Annotated in this window: 17 protein-coding genes; 7 read left to right on the forward strand and 10 right to left on the reverse strand. The window is 73.3% G+C overall.

Annotated elements, in window-relative coordinates; all coding sequences use genetic code 11:
* Positions 1-82: 82 nt before the first annotated feature.
* The 5 genes from ACFU5F_RS33570 to ACFU5F_RS33590 form a co-directional block, all read right to left on the reverse strand.
* Entirely contained in the window at positions 83-298 is a 216-nt protein-coding gene (locus ACFU5F_RS33570; protein ID WP_383895611.1) for a hypothetical protein, read from the reverse strand.
* 129 nt (positions 299-427) lie between these two features.
* The gene (locus ACFU5F_RS33575) at positions 428-2,389 is read right to left on the reverse strand and encodes an FUSC family protein (protein ID WP_383895614.1); all 1,962 of its coding nucleotides are present in this window, start codon (positions 2,387-2,389) and stop codon (positions 428-430) included.
* A 58-nt stretch (positions 2,390-2,447) separates the two neighbouring features.
* On the reverse strand, positions 2,448-3,491 hold the full coding sequence (locus ACFU5F_RS33580; RefSeq protein ID WP_383895617.1) for an endonuclease/exonuclease/phosphatase family protein: 1,044 nt from the start codon (positions 3,489-3,491) through the stop codon (positions 2,448-2,450).
* A 463-nt stretch (positions 3,492-3,954) separates the two neighbouring features.
* Positions 3,955-4,410 carry a hypothetical protein gene (locus ACFU5F_RS33585; RefSeq protein ID WP_383895619.1) on the reverse strand — a complete coding sequence of 152 codons (456 nt, stop codon included), beginning with the start codon at positions 4,408-4,410 and terminating at the stop codon, positions 3,955-3,957.
* A gap of 96 nt (positions 4,411-4,506) precedes the next feature.
* On the reverse strand, positions 4,507-5,313 hold the full coding sequence (locus ACFU5F_RS33590) for an alpha/beta fold hydrolase (protein WP_383895622.1): 807 nt from the start codon (positions 5,311-5,313) through the stop codon (positions 4,507-4,509).
* A gap of 94 nt (positions 5,314-5,407) precedes the next feature.
* Between ACFU5F_RS33590 and ACFU5F_RS33595 the strand changes: the two genes are divergently transcribed.
* Positions 5,408-6,826: a PLP-dependent aminotransferase family protein gene (locus tag ACFU5F_RS33595; RefSeq protein ID WP_383895625.1), complete on the forward strand. Its 1,419-nt coding sequence runs from the start codon at positions 5,408-5,410 to the stop codon at positions 6,824-6,826.
* On the opposite strand, the gene ACFU5F_RS33600 is transcribed toward ACFU5F_RS33595, so the two are convergent.
* The gene (locus ACFU5F_RS33600; RefSeq protein WP_383895628.1) at positions 6,741-7,724 is read right to left on the reverse strand and encodes a hypothetical protein; all 984 of its coding nucleotides are present in this window, start codon (positions 7,722-7,724) and stop codon (positions 6,741-6,743) included. The genes ACFU5F_RS33595 and ACFU5F_RS33600 overlap by 86 nt on opposite strands.
* A gap of 224 nt (positions 7,725-7,948) precedes the next feature.
* Here ACFU5F_RS33600 and ACFU5F_RS33605 point away from each other — a divergent pair, with 224 nt between their 5' ends.
* A complete protein-coding gene (locus ACFU5F_RS33605) occupies positions 7,949-8,452 on the forward strand; it encodes an SH3 domain-containing protein (protein ID WP_383895631.1) in 504 nt (167 codons plus the stop codon).
* A 72-nt stretch (positions 8,453-8,524) separates the two neighbouring features.
* Here ACFU5F_RS33605 and ACFU5F_RS33610 read toward each other — a convergent pair whose 3' ends face one another.
* Entirely contained in the window at positions 8,525-8,965 is a 441-nt protein-coding gene (locus ACFU5F_RS33610; protein WP_383895632.1) for a hypothetical protein, read from the reverse strand.
* A gap of 182 nt (positions 8,966-9,147) precedes the next feature.
* Between ACFU5F_RS33610 and ACFU5F_RS33615 the strand changes: the two genes are divergently transcribed.
* Together ACFU5F_RS33615 and ACFU5F_RS33620 are read left to right on the forward strand one after the other, a co-directional pair.
* The gene (locus ACFU5F_RS33615; RefSeq protein WP_383895635.1) at positions 9,148-10,377 is read left to right on the forward strand and encodes a PP2C family protein-serine/threonine phosphatase; all 1,230 of its coding nucleotides are present in this window, start codon (positions 9,148-9,150) and stop codon (positions 10,375-10,377) included.
* Between the two features lie 127 nt (positions 10,378-10,504).
* Positions 10,505-11,779, forward strand: coding sequence for a hypothetical protein (locus ACFU5F_RS33620; protein WP_383895638.1), 1,275 nt, complete (start codon positions 10,505-10,507; stop codon positions 11,777-11,779).
* Positions 11,780-12,014: 235 nt separating this feature from the next.
* On the opposite strand, the gene ACFU5F_RS33625 is transcribed toward ACFU5F_RS33620, so the two are convergent.
* The 3 genes from ACFU5F_RS33625 to ACFU5F_RS33635 all read right to left on the reverse strand — a co-directional run bounded on the left by ACFU5F_RS33625 (position 12,015) and on the right by ACFU5F_RS33635 (position 16,549).
* Entirely contained in the window at positions 12,015-13,490 is a 1,476-nt protein-coding gene (locus ACFU5F_RS33625) for a sensor histidine kinase (protein ID WP_383895640.1), read from the reverse strand.
* A 79-nt stretch (positions 13,491-13,569) separates the two neighbouring features.
* Positions 13,570-14,232 carry a response regulator transcription factor gene (locus ACFU5F_RS33630; RefSeq protein ID WP_383895713.1) on the reverse strand — a complete coding sequence of 221 codons (663 nt, stop codon included), beginning with the start codon at positions 14,230-14,232 and terminating at the stop codon, positions 13,570-13,572.
* Positions 14,233-14,587: 355 nt separating this feature from the next.
* Positions 14,588-16,549, reverse strand: coding sequence for an Ig-like domain repeat protein (locus tag ACFU5F_RS33635; RefSeq protein ID WP_383895644.1), 1,962 nt, complete (start codon positions 16,547-16,549; stop codon positions 14,588-14,590).
* 319 nt (positions 16,550-16,868) lie between these two features.
* Between ACFU5F_RS33635 and ACFU5F_RS33640 the strand changes: the two genes are divergently transcribed.
* The 3 genes from ACFU5F_RS33640 to ACFU5F_RS33650 all read left to right on the forward strand — a co-directional run bounded on the left by ACFU5F_RS33640 (position 16,869) and on the right by ACFU5F_RS33650 (position 19,748).
* Positions 16,869-17,627, forward strand: coding sequence for a hypothetical protein (locus tag ACFU5F_RS33640; protein ID WP_383895647.1), 759 nt, complete (start codon positions 16,869-16,871; stop codon positions 17,625-17,627).
* A gap of 184 nt (positions 17,628-17,811) precedes the next feature.
* Positions 17,812-18,366, forward strand: a complete 555-nt coding sequence (locus ACFU5F_RS33645) for a SigE family RNA polymerase sigma factor (RefSeq protein ID WP_383895650.1) — start codon at positions 17,812-17,814, stop codon at positions 18,364-18,366.
* Positions 18,363-19,748, forward strand: a complete 1,386-nt coding sequence (locus ACFU5F_RS33650) for a PQQ-binding-like beta-propeller repeat protein (protein ID WP_383895653.1) — start codon at positions 18,363-18,365, stop codon at positions 19,746-19,748. The genes ACFU5F_RS33645 and ACFU5F_RS33650 overlap by 4 nt, the downstream gene beginning before the upstream one ends.
* Positions 19,749-20,037: the final 289 nt, after the last annotated feature.

A 20,037-nucleotide genomic window follows, 5' to 3' on the forward strand; every position in this document is an offset into this window, starting at 1 on the left:
GCGTCTGATCCCGTACGCACATGCGAATGCGGGCCGTCCTCCTGTCGGGGAGGACGGCCCGCATTCGCATGTGCCGCGTGGTTCAGGGAGCCAGGCAGCTGACGCCCGGGAGGCCCGCCGGGTCCACGAGGGCGGCCGGGTCGGCGAGTACGGCCGGATCGACCAGTTCCGTCACGCCGGCCGGGGTCTCGGCGACGCAGGTGACGGTGGTGACCGGGTCCGGGATCGCCTGGGCCGCGGGGGCCACGGCGCCGGCGAGGGCGAGGGTTCCGAGCAGGACGGTCGCGGTGCGACGCATGAAAAATCCCCTTATAGGTAGGGCGGTTGAACAGGATTGATCATGTCTGCTTTTCGGCTGCGAATTCGCCCTCAGTCACCCGTGCGGGGATGACGTAACGATTCGGCGCCCTGCGCCCGGTTGACCTGCTCACAGGGGCGTGGTGATCGCCCGCGCCGCCGCCACCTCCTGGCGCAGCGGCTCCAGCACACTCCCGGGCGGCCCGCTGAGGTCGGAGCGCACCTCGTAGAGGGTCTCCGTCCTGCGCAGTCCGTCCGACAGCTCCCGCAGCTGCAGCGCGACCTGGTCGACCTCGGCGGTGGACGGCGGCTCCGCGCCCTGCTTGATCCTGACCCGCGCGGCCGTCGTCGCGTCGACGATCCGTTCGACCGCCACGACCAGCGGCCACCAGGCCGCCGCCCGCCGGCCGACGGGCGGGGGCTCGGTCAGGGCCCGCTGGAACTCCGTACGGATGGCGGACAGGTCCCGGTAGAGGCGGCGGCGCATCCGGACCCGGTCGGCGGGGGCGGCCGCGCTCCGGCCGAAGGCCCGCTCGACGTAGTCGGCCGTGTCGGCGACGGCGTCCGCGAGCCGGGCGCCGACCCGGGCGTGCCAGCTCTCCGGCCAGAGCAGATAGCCGGCGACCAGCGCGATCGCACAGCCCATGAGGGAGTCGACGAGACGCGGTACCAGCAGGCCGGTGCCCTGGTGGTTGAGGATGTCGGACAGGAGCAGGATCACGGGGGTGATGGCGGCCGTCTGATACCCGTAGCCCCGGGGGGTGAACACCGGGATGAGCGGCGCGAGCAGCAGCATCACGGGCACGTCCCACCAGCCGCGCGGCACCTCCGCGAGGATCCCGGCCGCGACCACGAGCCCCGCGACCGTGCCGAGCGCCCGCAGCAGCGCCCGCGAGAACACCGACCCGAAGTCCGGCTTCAGGACGAACGTGATGGTCAGCGCCACCCAGTAGGAGCGCGGTACGGGCACGAGCGACACCAGGGCCTGCGCGATGCCGATGCACAGCGCGAGCCGCAGGCCGTAGCGCCAGGAGGCTCCGGAGAGGGCGACGTTGCGCGCGACCCGGGCGGCGCGCACGCCCAGCGGGGCGGGTCCCCCGGCCCGGTCGCCGGCCTTCCTCAGCGCGTCCGGCGACTTCTCGGTGGCGACGTCGGCGGCGTGCCGCAGCGCCTGGTCGACGGCCCGTCCGATCTCGCTCCCGGGCTCCGGCAGCCGCAGCCCCAGCGGCCCCGAGTACCCCGTCTCGACGGCCTCCGCGAGATGCCGTACGGCCACCGGGATCTCGGCGGGCAGCGACCTGCCGGACAGCCGGACCGCGGGGGCGGCCTCCACCAGCGGGGTGATGGCGTTCAACTGGGCCAGCAGCCGGACCAGTTCCGGGCTGCGGCCGTGGTGGCGGGCGCGGCGGGCGAGGACCAGGTCGTAGGACTGGTTGAGGGACTGGGTGACGAGGTGCCGGGCCGCGTCGTAGGCGTCCGGGTGGCCGGCGGGGTCGTCCGTGGTGGTGGTCGCGAGCAGGTCGGCGACCTTGCGGTAGGTGTCCGCGACGGAGTCCCGTTCCGGTACGCCCGCCCTGAGGGGCCAGGCGAGCAGGGCCAGGACGAGGACGAGGAGGCCGCCGCCGGTCATCAGGACCGGGGCGAGCCACCACTGCCCCGGCATCGGCAGACCCGCGCCCACCACCGAGTTGAGGAGCAGGAGCAGCCCCGACACGGAGGCCACCGCACCGATCGACGAGATCATCCCGGAGATGAGCGCGGCCAGGGTGAGTGCCCCGACGGTGACCCAGCCCTGCCCGTACACCAGCGAGCCGAGTGTGATGCCGACGGCGGCGAACAGCTGCGGGATCGCGATGTTGATCAGCCGCATCCGGTACGCGGCCGCCGTGTCGCTGATGACCCCCGACAGGGCGCCCATGGAGGCCAGCGCGCCGTACTCGGGCCGGCCGGCGGCGAGGCCGAGGACCAGCGGCAGCGTCAGGGCGATCGCCGCGCGGGCGACGGCCGGCCGGTTGACCGGGGTCGGCTGCGGCTGGAGGTTCCGCACGAGCCAGTCGGGCGGGGCGAGGCCGATGGGGAACGGGCGGGACATGCGCCCATTATGACGGGGGTGTTCCGGGGGTTCCGGGGGGTGTTTGTGACCTTTTGGTTCATCCGCGCCGGTGCAGGGCGAGGTCCACGGTGACGGCGTCGTGGTCGGTGCCGGACAGCTCCAGGAAGCGGATGTCACGGGCGGAGAAGTCCTCGCGGGAGACGAGGACGTGGTCGATCTGGGCGCCGAACCTCGGGGTCGTCCGGGCCGGCCAGGTCGGCCTGCGGTCCTGTCCCATGAGACGGGCCGCGTCGCTCAGGCCGGTGTCGAGGATGGCGCGGAAGGCCGCGTGGTCCTGGGAGGCGTTGAAGTCGCCGGCCAGGATGGTCGGCGTCCGGGTGTCCTTCGCCGCGTACGCCCGCAGCGCGCCGAGCTCCCGCCGCCAGGTGTCCAGCGCGCCCGGCAGCGGCGGCATGGGGTGTGCCAGCTGCAGCCGTACCGGCCGCCCCTCGATGTCGGCGATCGCGCCGGGCATGCCCATCGAGCCGGGGACCGGGGCGGCGGACGTCAGGGGGTAGCGGCTGAGGATGACGGAGCCGGTGGAGCCGTAGCCCTCGACGGACTGGCGGTGCGGGTAGGCCGGGGTCTTCCCGCTCAGGTCTCCGAGCGTGTCACGGAGCTTGGCCGAGCAGGTGACCTCGCACTCTTCGACGAAGACGATGTCGGGGCGGTCGCGGAGTACGGCCCTGACGAGGGCGTCGGTGGCCTGGCCGAACTGCACGTTCGACGTCATCACCCGTACCTCGGCGAGCACCGGGCCGGTCGGCTCGGTCGCCTTCGCGTAGGGCTCGATGTACCAGGCGAGCGCGGCGAGGACGATGACGCCCCAGGTCAGGCCGGTCCACCAACGGGCGACGAGGGAGAGGAGCAGGGCGAGGGCGGTCGGGGCGAGGAGCCACGGCAGGAACGCGAGGAGCTGGGGGACCGGGGTGAAGGCGTCCACGTCGACGGCGCGGGAGACGACGACGAGGCTGACGCCGAGGAGGAGCAGGGCGGCGAAGCCGGCCTTGCCGCGGTGTCGCTTGCGCGGGGGTGAGGGCGGGGTGGCTTCCGGTGCCGGGTCCGGCGTCGGGTCCGGCCGCTCGATGGTCGCGCTCTCCACGGGCCGGTGCCTCTCGTTCTTGTTGCGGGGTCTTTATTAGGACGGGTGAGGTGGGGAGAAGGTTGCGTGGGGTCTGCGGTGTCTGGGGGTCTGGTGCGTGTTCGGGTGCGGGGGGTGTTGCGTGCGTGTTCGGGCGCGTCTTCGGGTGCGGGTCCGGTGGGGCTTCTCGCGCAGTTCCCCGCGCCCCTGAAAAGCCAGGCCCTGCGGGCCTGAAACGCCGGGCCCCTGCGGGCCTTGGAACGCCGGGCCCCTAAAGGTCTTAAGGCGAGGCCCCTGTGGGCCTGGAAAGCCGGCCCCTGCGGGCCTGAAACGCCGGGCCCCCGTGCGCCTGGAAGGGCAGGCAGGCGCCGCTGCGGGGCCTGGGCCCCGCCCCGGCGAACGCTGAAAAGCACGGGTGGGGCCCGTGCTTTTCAGGGAGCGGGGTGTTGGGGCACGTCCCGCTCGGCCGTGGTCGGTCCGGGGGTCACATCCGGGTGTGGGACTCCGGGGCGGTCGCCAGGGACCAGATCACGAAGACCGCGGCGCCGATGCAGATGAGGGACCAGACGGGGGCGTACGGCAGGAACATGAAGTACTCGATGGCGAACAGGGACGTCAGGGCGATGCCCGCCGCACGGGCCCAGTCGCGGCCCTGCATGACGCCCCAGCCGGTGGCCAGGACGGCGACTCCGAGCACCAGGTGGATCCAGCCCCACGCGGTGAGGCTGAACTTGAAGACGTAGTCCCCGATGTCCGTGTACACGTCGTCCGTGGCGATCCCCGCGATGCCGTTGAGGATGCTCATGACGCCGATGGCCATCATCAGGACCCCGGCGAAGACCATCCCGCCGTGGGCCCACTCCGAGCGGGCCTCCCGGTGGCGTGACGGTGTCTCCTGCGACGTGGGGTTCGAGCGCGGTGCGGTGCTGTGCTGGGCCATGAGGGCCTCCTCCGACGGATGGACAGCTCACCCGCATGCTCACGCGGCGGGCGGGGCGCCGCATGTGGTGTAGGCCGAACGGGTGAATGCCCTCCGTCACGCCGTAGGGGGCCGTTCCCGGTCCACCCGTGCCAGGAAGCCCTCCAGTGCCTTGTTGAACTCGTCCGGCCGCTCCAGGTTCGGCAGGTGGGCGGCACCGTCGACGACGTGCAGGGTGGAGTCGGGGAGGGCGGCGTGCATGGCCTCGGCGTCCGAGACGGGGGTGTACTCGTCGTCGGCGCCCACCACGACCAGGGCCGGGACGGTGACCCGGGTGAGCAGGTCGCGGTAGTCGGGGCGTTCGGCGCGGCCGCGCAGGGCCGCCGCCGCGCCCACGGGATCGGTCGCCGTCATCATGCGTCGCACCTGGGCCGCGACCTCCGCGTCCGCGTACGGCGCCACCATCTTGAACAGCACCTCGTCGGCGTACCCCGCCATGCCCTCGCGCAGCAGCCGGTCGGCCATGGCGTTGCGGTGCCGCCTGCCCTCGGGGGTCTCGGCGGCGGGGAAGGTGTCGGCGAGGAGCAGTCCGCGGACGCGGTGCGGGTACCGGCGGTAGCACTCCATCACGATCTGGCCGCCCATGGACAGGCCCCCGAGGACGAACTCGTGGACCCCGAGGCGGTCGAGCAGGGCTTCGATGTCCTCGGCGAAGGCGGACAGCGGGGTGACGCCCGGGACCACGGGGGAGGCGCCGTAGCCGCGCAGATCGGGGGCGATGACGCGGCGGGAGGCGGCGAACGCGGTGATCTGGGGGTGCCACATCGTGCGGTCGAAGGGGTGGCCGTGGACGAGGACCAGAGGGAGGGGGCGGGACGGGCCCGCTTCCCCTTCGTCCTCGTATGCGAGGAAGGCGGCGGTCATGACTCGACCCTAGGGTCGCCCATCGGGTCGGTGCAATAAGATCTTTGCCCTCGGTGCAATGTGGTGAGAGCCGGGAGAAAGCGGGGGACGAGCCGTGGCCGACTACCGGCGTATCGCCGATCGCATCGCGGACGACATCGCCGCCGGGCGGCTGCGGCCCGGTGACCGGCTGCCGCCGCAGCGCGTGTTCGCGCGCCGGCGGGGGATCGCCGGGTCGACCGCCGGGCGGGTCTACGCGGAGCTGGTGCGCCGCGGGCTGGTGATCGGGGAGGTCGGACGCGGGACGTTCGTCCGGGCGGCGCCACCCGGGCCGGCCGGGAGGGCGCTGGCCGAGCCGGCCGGCGCCGCGCCCGTGAACCTGGAGCTCAACTACCCCTCCGCACCGGGCCAGTCGGAGCTGCTGGCCGCCGGGCTCGCGCCGCTGCTGCGGCCGGACGTGCTGACGGACGCGCTGCGCACGGCCCCGGCGGCCGGCACGCCCGCCGCGCGGGAGGCCGCCGCCGGGCTGCTCGCCACGGCCGGCTGGCGTCCGGCCCCGGAGCGGTTCCTCTTCACCGGGAACGCCCGCCAGGCCATCGCCGCCGCCCTCGCCCACCTCGTACGGCCCGGGGGCCGCGTCGGCGTCGAGGCGCTCACGTATCCCCTGGTCAAGGAGATCGCCGCACGGCTAGGCGTGACCCTCGTACCGCTCGCGACGGACGGGGAGGGGCTGCGGCCGGAGGCGGTGGCCGCGGCGCACCGGGCGGCACCGCTGTCGGCGGTGTACGCGCAGCCGACGTTGCACAATCCGACGTCCGTCACGACGGGCGACGTACGCCGGAGCGAACTCGCGCGGGTGGTGAGGGAGTTGGACCTGCCGGTGATCGAGGACCGGATCTGGTCGTTCCTGCTGGGCGGGGATCCCGGTACGGAGGGCTCCGACGGGCGGGGCTCCGGCGAGGAGGCGCCGCCGCCCCTGGCCGCGTACGCGCCGGAGCGGGTGTTCGTCGTCGACGGGCTGTCCAAGCGGGTGGCGCCGGGGCTCACGGTCGGGTTCCTGGTGGTGCCGCGGGGGCGGGCCGAGCAGGCGGCGGACGCGGTGCGTTCGGGAGGCTGGGCGGCGGGGCGGTTCGCGCTCGAGGCGGGCGCGCGGTGGATCGGGGACGGGACGGTCGGACGGCTGGTCGCGGCGAAGCGCGCGGACGCGGCGGCGCGACAGCGGCTGGTCGCCGAGCATCTGGCGGGGTTCGCCGTACGGGGGGACCCGCGGGCGTACTACGCCTGGTGGGAGCTGCCGGAGCCGTGGCGGGCCGACACGTTCTGCGCGGCGGCGGCGGAGCGGAGGGTGGCGGTGACCCCCGGGTCCGCGTTCGCCGTCCCCGTGGTGGGGGCCGGCCGGGCGGAGCGGGAGGTGCGGGCCCCGGCCGCGGTTCCCGCGTCGGACTGCGTCAGGCTCGGACTCGCGTCGGTTCCTCTGTCGGAGCTGGCGGGGGCGTTGCGGACGCTCGGCGAAGTCGCACGAGGTGGTCCGTGAGCCAGGCGGTCGCGGCCACGGTGGTGCCGAGGCCCAGCAGGCCCCAGGTCACGCTGCGCAGGGTGGCGGTGAGCGCGTCGTAGACGGCGCCGGCGGCCGCGGGGGAGACGCCCGGGGGCAGGTCGGCCAGGGTGAGGTGGCGGCCGAGGGCGACGGCGACGCCGAGCAGCGCACCGCCGAGAGCCGTGCCGAGGCCCGTCGCGCAGACGGCCCGGCGGCGTTGTGTCGCGACGAGAATGCCACCGGCGGCCAGGGCGAGGGCGCCGACCGGGAGCCAGAACGCGGCGATTTCGAGCACGCGGTATCCCTTTCGAAGCTGGACCAGTTCCGTGGCCGACAGCACCTCGACCTCGGTGTGCGCGACCGGGATGCGATGGGCGAACGGCACGTGGTCGCGGACGAGTTGACGCTTGACGAGTTCGCCGACGGGGGCGAGGTCGAGCGTCACCGGCCGGGCCTGCCCGCCGTACGCCCGCCCGCCGTGGGCGCCCCCGTCACCCGCGCCCCCGTCGCCCACGCCACCCACTCCCCCGCCGTACGCGCCCTCCCCACGCACCGCCGTCAGCACCGCGTCGTGCGCTGCCCGGTTCGTCAGGTGCCAGGCCGTGCGGAACGCCTCGGTCCGAGTGAAGGAGTGCGCGGCGTCGTACGTGAAGTCCCTGACCGGGCGCCGCAGTCGCGGTCCCACCCGTACCTCGCGCAGGATTCCGGCGGCGACCGCGTCCGCGAGCGCCTCCCGGACGGCGGGGTCGGCGGCCAGCGGTGCCATGACGGCCTCGTAGCGCGTGCGGTCCGCGATCTCGTACGTCGCCCACGCGGCCAGCGCGCCCACCGGCATGAGCAGGCAGGCGAGCACGGTCAGCGCGGCCGACAGGGTGCCGCGGGCACGGGGGGACACTCCTCCAGGCAAGACCCCGGCCCGCCACCGCGCGAGCGCTCCCGCCCCGGGTGACTGCGAATGGCCCCCCAGGACAAGCCGAACGGGGAGACCGGTGGAGGCGGCCGGCGGTGCGGCCGCGGGCGGGCCCGGCCGGGACGCCTCCGGTGGAGCGCTCACCCGAACGGGTGTTACCTGGAGGGGAGGTGACAGGGGGTAGCGAGGGGGTGCTGAGGAGGCCGAGCATGCGTGGTAATTCGGGTACGTCGATCCTGCGGGGCCTCGTCGCTGCCGGGATCACGGGTGGCGTGCTGACGGTGACGGCCCTCGGGACGGCGTCCGCGGCGGTGGACCGCCCGGCGGACCGGCCCCACGGGGACCACGAGGGGTCCGTCCGCGGCACGGTCGTCGCCCGCGGTGATCTGAACCTCCGCGAACAGCCGACCACGCACTCCCGCGTCGTCGGCCACCTCGCCCCCGGCAGCAAGGCCCGCGTCGATTGCGTGGTGCGCGGCCAGAAGGTGTTCGGCGACCGGCACTGGTACTGGCTCGCGGACGTCCGCGGCTGGGCGAGCGCCGTGTACGTCGACACCCACGGCCGGTCCGTCCCCGCGTGCACGGACCCGTGCCCGCGCTGGAAGGACTGCGATCCCTGCCAGGACGGGCACGGGCACGACGACCGGAACGGTTCCGTCTCCTTCACCTGGACCTTCACGGCCTCCGGCACCTGGGAGTGGACGCAGGACTGAGACGGAGGACCGGGAAGGACCGGGAACGGAGGACCGGGAACGGGGAGGTACGCGGTGCGAGCGGCCGCCGGCTCACCGCAGCCGGTGGCCCCCCGCGTCCTCGTGCGTGTAGTAGCGGTAGAAGTTGACGACGAGGAACCCCGCCGCCACGGCGAGGGACATGGCCACGGAGCGCAGCACGGAGTGCTGGGACGCCTGGCTGTAGAGGAACCCGAACGCGCAGCCCGCGAAGGCCGCCCAGAGCGCGGCGTGCAGTTCGCGGCGCAGGCGCGGGGCCACGGTCAGTACGGCGATGTGGAGGGCCGCGAACACGAACGCGACCACGAAACCGAACAGGACGTTCCAGCCGGTGATCGGGCCGGCGTCCCGGTTCATGGCCGCGGCCCAGTAGCCGTAGACGAGGCCGAGGACCACGGGCACGATCCGGTTCGAGAGCGCGTGGGTGCGCTCGCTGAAGACATCGGGCGTGGCCGGCGCCGCCGACCTGCCCGGAGTGGGTGCCATCTGCGCCATGGGAGCACTCCTCTCGTCCCGCCCCCGCGACTCTTCGCCCCGACTACCAGAGCACACCTGGGGCGACCCCCTGGCAAGTCGGACGACGAAGGCCGTCACGGACAGCGCGGGGCCCGGGGCCGGGCGGCGCGGTGCGGGGCGTGCGGATGCGCCGGGCGCGGCGGCGTGCTTCGCTGTGGGGCATGCGGATGCGGATGCCGGGGCCGCGTGTGCGTCGGGAGCCGGACCCCGTCGAGCGGCACCCGCCGCTGCGGGTCCGCGGGCACGACATCACCTGGCTTCCGCCGCTGGTGGTGCTGGTCGCGGTTCCCGTGGTCGACTGGTACACCAGCGGCGACTTCCGGATCATCTCCTGGCTGGTGCTCGTGCCGGGCCTGGCCGCCGCCGTGTGCGGGGTGTGGACGACGGCGCTGTTCGCGGTGCTCTCGATGGTCATGTACTTCGTGGGCGACAACTCCTGGCCGCACGAGTACCGCACCGGACTGCCGGACTTCGTCCTCGTCGCCCTCGGCGGGATCCTCTCCGTGCTCGCGTGCGCGGTACGGCTGCGGGGGCAGGAGCGGATGCTGCACATGCGGGCCGTCGTCGACACCACCCGCCGTATCCTGCTGCGCCAGCTGCCGCCGGGCGTCGGCGGCCTGGACCACGCCGAGATCTACCTCGCCGCCGACAGCCAGGCCCGCGTGGGCGGCGACTTCTACGACATCCAGCCCAGCCCGTACGGCACCCGCGTCGTCGTCGGTGACGTCCAGGGCAAGGGGCTCGCGGCGGTGGAGGCGGCGTCCGTGCTGCTCGGCACGTTCCGCGAGGCCGCCTACTGCGAGGCCGACCCGGTCACCGTGGCCGAGCATCTGGAGACGCGGATGGTGCGGCACGTGCGGTACTGCGCACACGTCGGCCGCGACGACTCCGAACGCTTCGCCACCGCCGTCCTCCTCGACTTCCCCGAACTCCGCAGCGCACGGACGGACTGGGGGCCCGACCTCACCGGTCTCGACGCGGTCACCGTGGACATCGTCAACTTCGGCCACGAGCCCCCGCTCCTGGTCCGCCCCGACGGCGTACGCTTCCTGCCGCTGCGCGACGGACTCCCGCTGGGCCTCGGTGAGCTGGCCCCGGGGACACCCCGCACGGCCACGGTCCGGCTCGCTCCCGACGAGACGCTGCTGCTGGTCACGGACGGGGTGACGGAGGCCCGCGACGGCGAGGGTGTCTTCTTCCCGCTGCGTGAGTACCTCACCCGCGCCCTCGTCGCCGGGCGGCCGCCCGCCCTCGACCCCGCCTCCCTGGTCCGTCTCGTGCGCGACGGCGTCCTCGCCCACACCGGCGGCGGCCTCGACGACGACACGACGATCTTCGCGGTGCGCCGGGCGTCGGAGCCGATGCGCAGGGCGCCGGGGACCCCGCGGTGAGCGCCCCCGCCACGCTCCCTTCCCGCCTCTTTCCCCGTTTGCACGCGCAGCGGTTACCGTGCTGGCTGGCGTACGTGATCGGCGGGGAGCCGACGGGGAGTCGACGAGGATCGACGGGGAGGGAACGATGCCCGGAACAGTGCTGCTGATCGCGGCCTCGCCCATGGGCCGGGGCTGCCTCGTGGACGCGGCCTCCGTGCTCCCCGTCCTGGCGGCCGTCACACCCGAGGTGCTGTCCGGCACGGGGACGGCCAACATCGTCGAACTGGCCGATCCGCTGGAGCCGCAGGCCGTCCTCACCCGGCTGCGCGCGGCGGCCACCGCGCCGGGGCCGCTCACCGTCTACCTCACGGGACAGCTCCAACTCGACCGCAGACAGCGGCTCGTGCATCTGGCGCTGGCGCGGACGACGCCGGCGACCGTGCGGTACACGGCGTTCCCCTGGCACTGGATCGTGGAGGAACTGCGGCTGCGCACACCCGGATCCACGACCCTCTTCGTCGATCTGCACGCCGACGCGGAGGTGTGGCGGCAGTTGGCGGAGCAGCCGCTGTCGGCCGGACCCGGGGTGAGTCTGTACGGGCGGGTCGCGCCGCCGGCGGGCGGGGTGCGCCGGGGAGTGGCCCTGCCGGGGTACATGAAGGCGCTGGCGACGATACTGCGGAGCGGGCAGCGGCCGGCGGCGGCGGTCCTCCACGAGCAGGTGGTCGCACGGGCCGGGGGCCACGGCGACCTCGTGCTGGCCCGGGACGCCACGGCGCCCGCGCCGACGGCCCCGCACGGTGCGGCCGCCCCTGTGGCCCCCGACCGTGCGGCCCCCGCCCCCGTGGCCCCCACCCCTGTCGCCCCCACTCCTCCGGCCCCGGACCCCGTGGCCGCCGACCCCGTGCCCGACGACCCCCACAGCGCCATCGCGGGCGCCGTCGAGGCCGGGCGCCATGCCGAGGCGGCCGGGCTCGCCGCCCGCTGGGAGCAGGGGGCGTTGCGGGAGTTCGGGGACGGGTCGGAGGAGGTGCTGCACTGGCGGGAGGTGCGCGCGGACCTGGCGATGTTCGCGGGGGACGCGGCCGGGAGCTGCGCGACCTGGCTGGGGATCGCGGCGGCGCGGCTCGCGGCGGGGCGGCCCGCGCGGGACCCGGCGGTCGAAGCGGCGGTCGACCGGGCGCACCACCAGTGGGGGCTGGTGACGGACACGGGACGCGCCCTCGAACTCGGGTCCGTGCTGGTGGAGTTGCGCGACCGGGTACCGGGCCGCCGGGCCGGTGCCCTGGAGCACGCCCGGCAGCGTCTGGCCGAACTGGCCGAACCGAGCGAGCAGGAAGGTGAGTTGAGGTCGGCCCAGCACGTACCCGGTCAGCCGGGCCGGTCGATGAGCCGTCGTCCGTCCGTCGTAGATCGATGAGCCGTCGATCAGGGCGAGTGCGGGGCCGACCTCGGAGGGGAGTCGTACGGGGTCGCACCGGTACTGCACAGGGTGGACGCCGTACGTTGATCACTTAAGCGGTCGCCGTTCCGGAACGGATCGGAGTTCGATCAGAGAATGATCAGAAACTCCTCCGCCGTTCGCAAAGTCCACCCCCTGTCACAACCCGTCGGTTACGACGGTGAGGGCCGGCCGGTGAGGGGCGACGGGTGGCTCAGGACGAGGCCGGGATCAGCACCCTGAACCACGCTCCCCGGTGCGACGGATGGGACGGCTCCAGCGTGACCGTCCCGCCGTGGGCCGTCGCGATCGCCGTGACGATGCTGAGGCCGAGCCCGCTGCCGGCGGCCCGGGTCTCCTCACCGCGCACGAAGGGGTCGAACAGCCGGGCGCGCAGCTCGTCCGGGATGCCGGGGCCGTCGTCCAGGATCTCGATCACCCGGTGGCCGTCCTCCGTGCCGAGTCCCAGGGTCGTCGTGGTTCCCGGCGGCGTGTGGACCCGTGCGTTGGCCAGCAGGTTGGCGACCAGCTGGTGCAGCCGCAACGGGTCGCCGGTGACCGTGTGGTCGCCGGGGGCGAGCAGCAGCCGTACGGGGTGGCCGGGGTGGCAGTCGCGGGCGGCGGAGACCGCGTCGCGGCACAGCTGGGCGAGGTCCACGCAGGTCAGTTGCAGGGGCTGGCCGAGGTCGAGGCGGGTCAGCAGCACGAGTTCGTCGATGAGCGTGCTCATCCGGCCGACCTCGGTGGCGATCCGGCCGAGCGCCTCCTGCCGCATGGGTTCGTACGCGGGGTCGCCGACCCGGGCGAGTTCGGCGTAACCGGAGATCGTGGTCAGCGGGTTGCGCAGTTCGTGCCCGGCGGCCGCCATGAACTCCCGCAGCCGCCGCTCGGTGTCCTCCCGCTCCCGGACCTCACGGCGGCCGAGCCGGCGCGCGCCCAGCAGGACGGTGGCGAGCAGGGGGAGCGCGGCGGCCGTCTCGACCCGGAGGAGGCGTTCGACCGCCCGCCGGTCCTCCGCCGTCGACCGCGCCGTCACGACGTAGCCGCCGTCGTGCTTCCGGTCCGTCGCCGGCACACGCACCACCAGGGCCCGGTAACTCCCCCCGAACGCCGAGGGGTTGGTCCGCGCCGCGTACGTCCTCAGCCGGGCCGGCGTGAGCGCCGGGAAGGCGGGGAGCCCCTTCGACCCCGGGTGGCGTTCCACGACCCTGCCCTGGGCGTCCAGGACGAGGACCAGGTCGTCCCTGCCGAGGGGCCGGGCCGGTACGAGGGCCGGCGACGCCGCCGGCGCGGATCCGGATGCCGGTGCCGGCACCCCTGCGGACGGCGGGAGCGGGGCGGTCGTCTCCCCCGGGCCCGGCACCGGAGCCGCCTGCGCGCCCGGACTCGCGCCCGAACCCGCCACCGGACCGCCGAAAGCGCCGAGTTCGCTGGCCCGCGTGATCTCCTGGTCGGTGCGGGCGGTGAGGTGCTGGGCGAGGGTGTGGGCCGAGAGGGCGGCGACCGCGCCCAGCGTGGCGAGAGTGGCGATCAGCCAGAAGCCGACGGTGCGTCGTCCCGCGTGATGGGGACGGATCGGCTGTTCGACGGGCGGCCGGGGACGGCCGGGGTGCGGCCGGAGGCACGTGTCACTCGGCGCGAGCAGCCCGGCCGCCCTGATGTTCTCGCCCAGTCCGGTGAACCCGCTCATCCGACCAGCCCGTTCACGCCGTCCAGCCTTCCGTGGCCCCCGCCGTCGTCGCCCGCCCCTCCCCCGGAGGCTCCCTCTCTCAGTTCGTGCACAGTTGGTAGCCCACACCCCTGACCGTCCGTATCAGGGACTGGCCCGGCTCGCCCAGTTTGCGGCGCAGGTAGTAGATGTACGTGTCGACGACGCCGGAGCCCTCGTCGCGGTGGTTCCACACGCGTTCCTGGATCTGGCCCCGGGACAGGACGCGTCCGGGGTTCTCCATGAGGTAGCGCAGCAGGGCGAACTCGGTGGTGGTCAGGTCGACGGGGCGGTCGGCGGCCCAGACCTGGTGGGCGTCGGCGTCGAGCTGGACCGCCCCGGCGCGCAGGCGGTTGCGGTCGGGGGTGGGCCGGCCGCCGCCGGACCGGCGCAGCAGGGCGCGGACGCGGGCGGCGACCTCCTTGAGCTCGAACGGCTTGGTGACGAAGTCGTCGCCGCCCATGTCCAGGCCGCGCACCCGGTCGTCGACACCGCCGAGGCCGGTGAGGAACAGGACCGGGACCGCGTTGCCCCGGTCGCGCAGGGTCCGGCACACCTCGAAGCCGCCCAGGTCGGGGAGGTTGACGTCGAGGAGGATCAGATCGGGGTCGTGACGCGTGACGGCCTGCAGTGCCTGACGCCCGGTCGCCGCGGCGCTCACCTGGTAGCCGAGGAACTCCAGCGCCATGGTCAGCATGGACCTGATCCCCTCCTCGTCGTCCACGACGAGGAGGCGCCCGGTGGGTCCCGCGGTACCCGTCGGCGGGGGCTGTGCGGCGGAAGTGGCTGGTGGGACTGCTGATGGGGCGGAGGGCACAGGGGTGGTCATGTCCTGTTCCTTTACGGCCGTGACCTCAAATTGAGATCTCAAGTTTCGGCAGAGTCCGTATCGTCACACGTACCGGCAGGTAACGGAGAGCGGTTCCGGATTGATCCGGAACGACCCGTTCCCCGCCTTCGTCCCCCTCCGCCCGCCGTGCCCGTGACAGCGGCGAGCGCCGCCGGTGGACCCGTGGATCCGCCCGACGGCGCTCGCCGTTGTGCCGCAGCCCGTGTCCGCGCGGGGCCGCGCGGTGCGTCTAGCTGGTGAAGATGAAGTACTTCCAGGCCCCGTACGTCGTGGTGTTGACGTTGTCGCCCGAGGTCGTGTCGTGGTACTCGGAGCGGAAGCGGAGGCGGACGTTCGTGGTCGGGGTGCCGGTGAGGGTGACGTCCGACCCGCCGGAGGTGCCGAGCGCGAAGTACTCGGAACCCCAGTCCTGCCAGGCGCCGTCGTAGTAGAACTCCAGCTTGAGGCGCTGCTGTCGGTTCGGGTAGTACGTCATCACGGTCTTCAGGACGGGGTCCTTGGACTTGCGGATGTAGTGGTACTTGTGGCCCCAGGCCGTCTGCGTCTTGTAGTGGCCCGAGATCGAGGACGAGATCTTGACCTTGGTGTAGACGGTGTTGGTGACCGTCCTCGCCTTGTAGCGCGCGTCGCCCGCGAACTTCACCGAGAGCTTGGTGTCACGCTTGAGGTCGACGGTGGCCGACAGGTTCCCCCGCGCGTTCACCGTCCCCGACTTCACCAGCTTGTTCGGCCGGTCGGAGCCGTACGGGTCGGCCCAGAGCTCGACCTTGCGGTTCTTGTACGTCGTGCCGAGGTGCGCGGTGAACTTCACGTCCGCGCCGTACGCGTAGGTCTTGCGGTTCTTGTCCAGCGTCAGCGTGGGCGTCGCCCGCGAGACCTCGACGGTGTCGGAGGCGGACGCGGCGGTGTGGTCCGCGTCCCCCGCGTACTTCACGGTGTACTTGACCTTGCCGCCGGCCGGCGGGGTGTCGGAGAAGCTGTAGCTGCCGTCGGCGGCCACGGTCACGGCGGCGAGGGCCTTGCCGGACGTGGACTCCATGTCGGTACGGGTCACCGCCAGCTTCACCCCGGCCGGGAACGCCGCCTTCGAGGTGATCTTGCCCTTGACCGTGAGCTTCTTGGCACGGGTGGCCGTGGCGGGGGCGTTGACGGTGAGCGTCGTGAGCGCCTTGGTGGGGGCGTCCAGCGTGCGCAGCGAGTACACGCCCTCGTCGTTGTACGTCACCGCGAACAGGCGGGAGCCGTCCGGCGCCCAGGCCAGGCCGGAGTCGGGCAGCTCGTCGCCACCGCTGCTGCCGCCGGTGTTCGGGAAGTCGTACTCCCGGATCGAGGTGGTGGAGCCCGGCTCGTAGATGTAGACGTCGGGCTCGTAGATGCCGTCGATGCCCGCCGCGACCGTGCCGTCGGGCGCGATGGCGACCGAGTTCGGGTAGGTGTCGCTGGCGTAGGTGCCGTCCGCCGTCAGGTCGGAGGTCTTGAAGACCTGGTGGTGGTACGGGGAGCCGCTGGCCACGACGACGCGCTGTCCGTCCGGGGTGACGGCGAGGTCGCCCATGTTCCCGCCGCCGGTGCCCACGGCCGCCGTACGGGAGGCGGTGCCCGAGGAGACGTCGTACACGGCCAGCTTGCTGCCGCCGGGCTCGCCCGCCACCACGGTGCCGGAGCCGGGGACCGCGTCCAGGATCGGCGCGTAGTACCAGAGGTGGGTGGTGTCCTGGTCGAGGGCGACCACGGGCTCCTCGCCGGACAGGTCCAGCGAGCCGAGGTTGCCGTCACCGGCCGCTCCGTAGCCGAACCAGACCTTGCCGCCGGCCACGGTCACGCCCACCGGGGCGTCGCCCACCGCGTAGCGGGCGGACTCGGTCTCCGTCGCCGTGTCGACGGCCACGATCGTGTCGGCGTCGCGCACGGCTCCGTACAGCGTGCCGGAGTCGGCGGACAGCTCCAGGCCCTGGACGCCCGGCAGGTTCGTGAACTGCTTGCGGACGATGCCGTAGTAGTCGGTGACGACGATCTTGCCGTTCGTCGGATCGCTGATGAAGACCCGCTGGTGGACGCCGTCCACCACGATGTCGGCGCTCGACGCGACCGGCAGGATCTTCGTGCTGTCGGCGGACGCCGTCGGCGCGACCGTGAGCGCCGCGGAGCTGAAGAGGACTGCCAGCGCGGTGGCAGCCGGAAGAGTGCGCATACGCACGGTGTCGAACCCCCCGGTACGAAGAAGTGGGTGCGTCGTCGCGCGGGGCCGGCGTGGTCGGCCTGTACGGCACGTGTGACGCATGTGAAGCGTGTGCGAAGACTAAGTCATGCCACCGACAAGAGGGTCACAGGGGGTGGTGGAGAACTCAACGCATTTACGCAACGGACGTCCACTCCGGCGCACGCGCCGTCCGCGCACCCCGCGCGCGGTCACCCGAACGGCCCTGAACTGCGCCGTCACCCGGTCGGCCCACTGCTATCCACAAGGGGAGGGGACGTATCCGACGTACCCGCGAAGGGAAGAACCACCCATGGTCAGCCTGTCCGTCGACCTGTCCGTCGACTTCACCCGGGGCCTGAACGACGCCTGGTCCAAGGTCGCGCAGTTCGTTCCGCAACTCGCCGCCTTCCTCGTCGTCCTGGCCGTCGGCTGGTTCGTCTCGAAACTGATCGCCCGGGTCCTCGACCGCCTCCTGCGCAAGGCCGGTTCCGAGCGCCTCTCGGAGCGTGCCGGAACGTCCCGCCTGCTCCAGGACTCCTCCTACGACCTGACCGGCATCCTGCGCCGGATCGTGTACTACGCGCTGATGCTGCTCACCCTGCAGTTCGCGCTCGGGGTCTTCGGCACCAACCCCGTCAGCGCGATGATCAACGGCATCGTGGCCTGGCTGCCGCGTGCGCTCGTCGCCGTCGTGCTCGTCGTGGTGGCGATGGCCATCGCCAACGCGGTGCGCGGCATCGTCGGGGGCGCGCTCGCCTCCGTCTCCTACGGCCGGACCCTCGCGACCATGGTCTGGGCCTGCGTCGTCGGTCTCGGCGTCATCGCGGCGCTCGGTCAGGCCGGCATCGCCCAGGACGTCACCCGCCCGGTCCTCTACGCCGCGCTCGCCACGGTCGCAGGGATCCTGGTGGTCGGTGTGGGCGGCGGCCTGATCGGGCCGATGCGGCAGCGGTGGGAGCGGGCGCTGACGACGGTGGAGAGGGAGACCGTGCGGGCGCGCGGGAGCGTGGCGGAGTACCGGGCGGCCCGCGAGAGCGTCCCGGCCAGCCGGCCGACCGCCGACGTCTGACCGCCGACGGCGCCTCGTCCGGTTCCGCACACAGGTCCCCGCACCCCTTCGGCAGGGGTGCGGGGACCCGTGCGTTCGGCGGCCGCGTACCCCTGTCCCCCGGGCGGACGCACAATCTCCCCGAAGAGGGATAGTCGTGCGCGGCTCAGCACGTCGTGAGGGGTGCCGAGAACGGGGAGGGTTGATGAAGGCGTCGAGTCACGACGAGTTCCGGGAGTTCGTAGCGATGCGCTCCACCGCGCTGCTGCGGCTCGCGGTGCTGCTCACGGGCGGGGACCGGCACGGAGCCGAGGATCTGCTGCAGATCGCGTTGATGAAGGTCTACGGACGCTGGTCGAGCATCGAGCAGCCCGAGGCGTATGTGCGCCAGGTCATGTACCGCCAGCAGGTCAACCGCTGGCGGCTGCGCGGCCACCGCGCCGAGACGACGGTGCCCGTCCTCCCCGAGTCGTGCACCGACGCCGACGCCGGGGCGGAGTCCGAGCTGCGGATCGCGCTGTGGGCTGCGCTCGGCCGGCTGACGAAGCGCCAGCGGGCCGTGGTCGTCCTGCGCTACTTCGAGGACCTGCCGGAGGCCGAGGTCGCGGCGCTGCTGAGGTGCCCGGTCGGCACCGTGCGCAGCACGGCACACCGGTCGCTCGCCAAACTCCGGGCCCTCGTACCCGAACTGGGGCCCGCCGGGCCCGTGGAGGAGCAGGCACAGCAGCTCAAGCTCACGCCGAAGGGGGTCCAGGGATGACGACGGAGCAGGTGGAGCGGAAGATCCGGGAGACGCTGCACGCCGTCGACCTGGACCGCGTACGAGCGCCCGGCGACCTGGTCGAGAAGGTGGTGCGGCGGCGCGCCCGGCGCCGCTTCTCGCAGGTGGCGGGGACGGCGGCGGCCGTGGCCGGGATCACCGTGGCAGCGGTGTTCGGTTTCGGGGGCGGCCGGGGGAGCGATCAGGACCGGCCGGTGCGGCCGGCGGCGCAGTCGCCGGAGGGCTGGCATCCCTGGCGGATCGATGCCCGGGGCGCCGTCGACCGGGGCTGTCTGGTGGACGGCTCCGCGCTGTACTGCGCCGGGTCCACGTACGACGCCGTGAAGTTCGACGCGAACACCGGCGAACGGCTGTGGACACTCAAGGCGATCGGCGACGGCTCCGGGCCCGTGTCCGTGTCCAGCCGACCGGTCGGCGTGCGCGACGGCGTGCTCTACGCCTACCGCGCCCACACCGCCGAGAAGGGGCCGGACGGGAACTACGCCCCCGGCACCGACCTGATGGCGGTGGACACCGGCAGCGGCAAGGTGCTGTGGTCGGTGGAGCTGGCGAGCGACAACCGCGACGACCAGGCCGCCCTGCTCATCGACGGCGCGGTGCTGGCCAACACCCCGAGGGACCGGACGCTGTCGGCCGTCGATCCGCGGACCGGCAAGGTGAAGTGGCGCCACAGCTGGGGCAAGGGCATCTGGTGCGACCGGGTGGCGCTGAGCGGCGTCCCCTACCTGTTGTGCTCGCCGGAGACCAAGAAGCCCGGCCCGACCGAGGTCCTCCGTCTCGACCCGGCCACCGGACGGACCACCAAGGTCACGTCCCTCCCCGGCAGGCAGCAGATCGTCGGGACCTGGGGGGACCGGATCGTCCTGACCAGGATGCCGGAGCGGACGAGCGTGGTCTTCGAGAAGGAGGAGCAGAAAGCGAGGACCGAGAGGCTGACGGTCATCGACAGCTCGGGCAGGCAGACCCCGCTGTCGTACCCGGTCCAGGGGACGCCGGTCACCAAGGCCCTCGTCGGGGACCGTCTGATCTCCGTGTTCCGCGCGGGCCAGGCGTCCTCCTACTCGCTCACGACAGGAAAGACTCTGTGGACCGCCCCGGTCGGCATCACGGTGCCCGACGGCGAGGCGAACTGGTCCGACCTGGCGAACCCGGTGGTGTCGCCGCACCGGAACGTCGTGTACTTCCTCGGCCCGGACGGCGATCTGTCCGGCCTCGACGCGGACACGGGCGAGCGGATCTGGCGCGGTCACGTCGACGCCGGCAAGCACGGGGCCATGCCCCAGGCCCTGCTCTACGGGGACGTACTGATCGCCCGGAGCGGCAGCAGGATGGTCTCCTTCCTGCCCAGCCTGGGCGACTGACCGCCCGCCCCGGCCCGGACGGCGATCCCCTGTCCCGGGCCGGGGCACCTCACCCCCGCTCCGGCCGGGTCACCTCACCTCCGGCCCCGCCGGCGCGCCCGGCCCGTCCCGTTCGGGTGAAGCACGGCGTCTTCACCGCGCCCGTCCCGCCCAGGCTGAGAAGGTCGCGCCGAGCGAACGGAGGTCTGTCGTGCCGACGGCGGAGCCGATCATCATGCCGGGATACCAGGGCGAGTACATTTGGGGCCCCTATGACGACCCTGACGGCGAGGACGAGGAGCCCTTGGCC

Source organism: Streptomyces sp. NPDC057438 (genome assembly GCF_042802995.1).
In the GTDB taxonomy this organism is placed as follows: domain Bacteria; phylum Actinomycetota; class Actinomycetes; order Streptomycetales; family Streptomycetaceae; genus Streptomyces.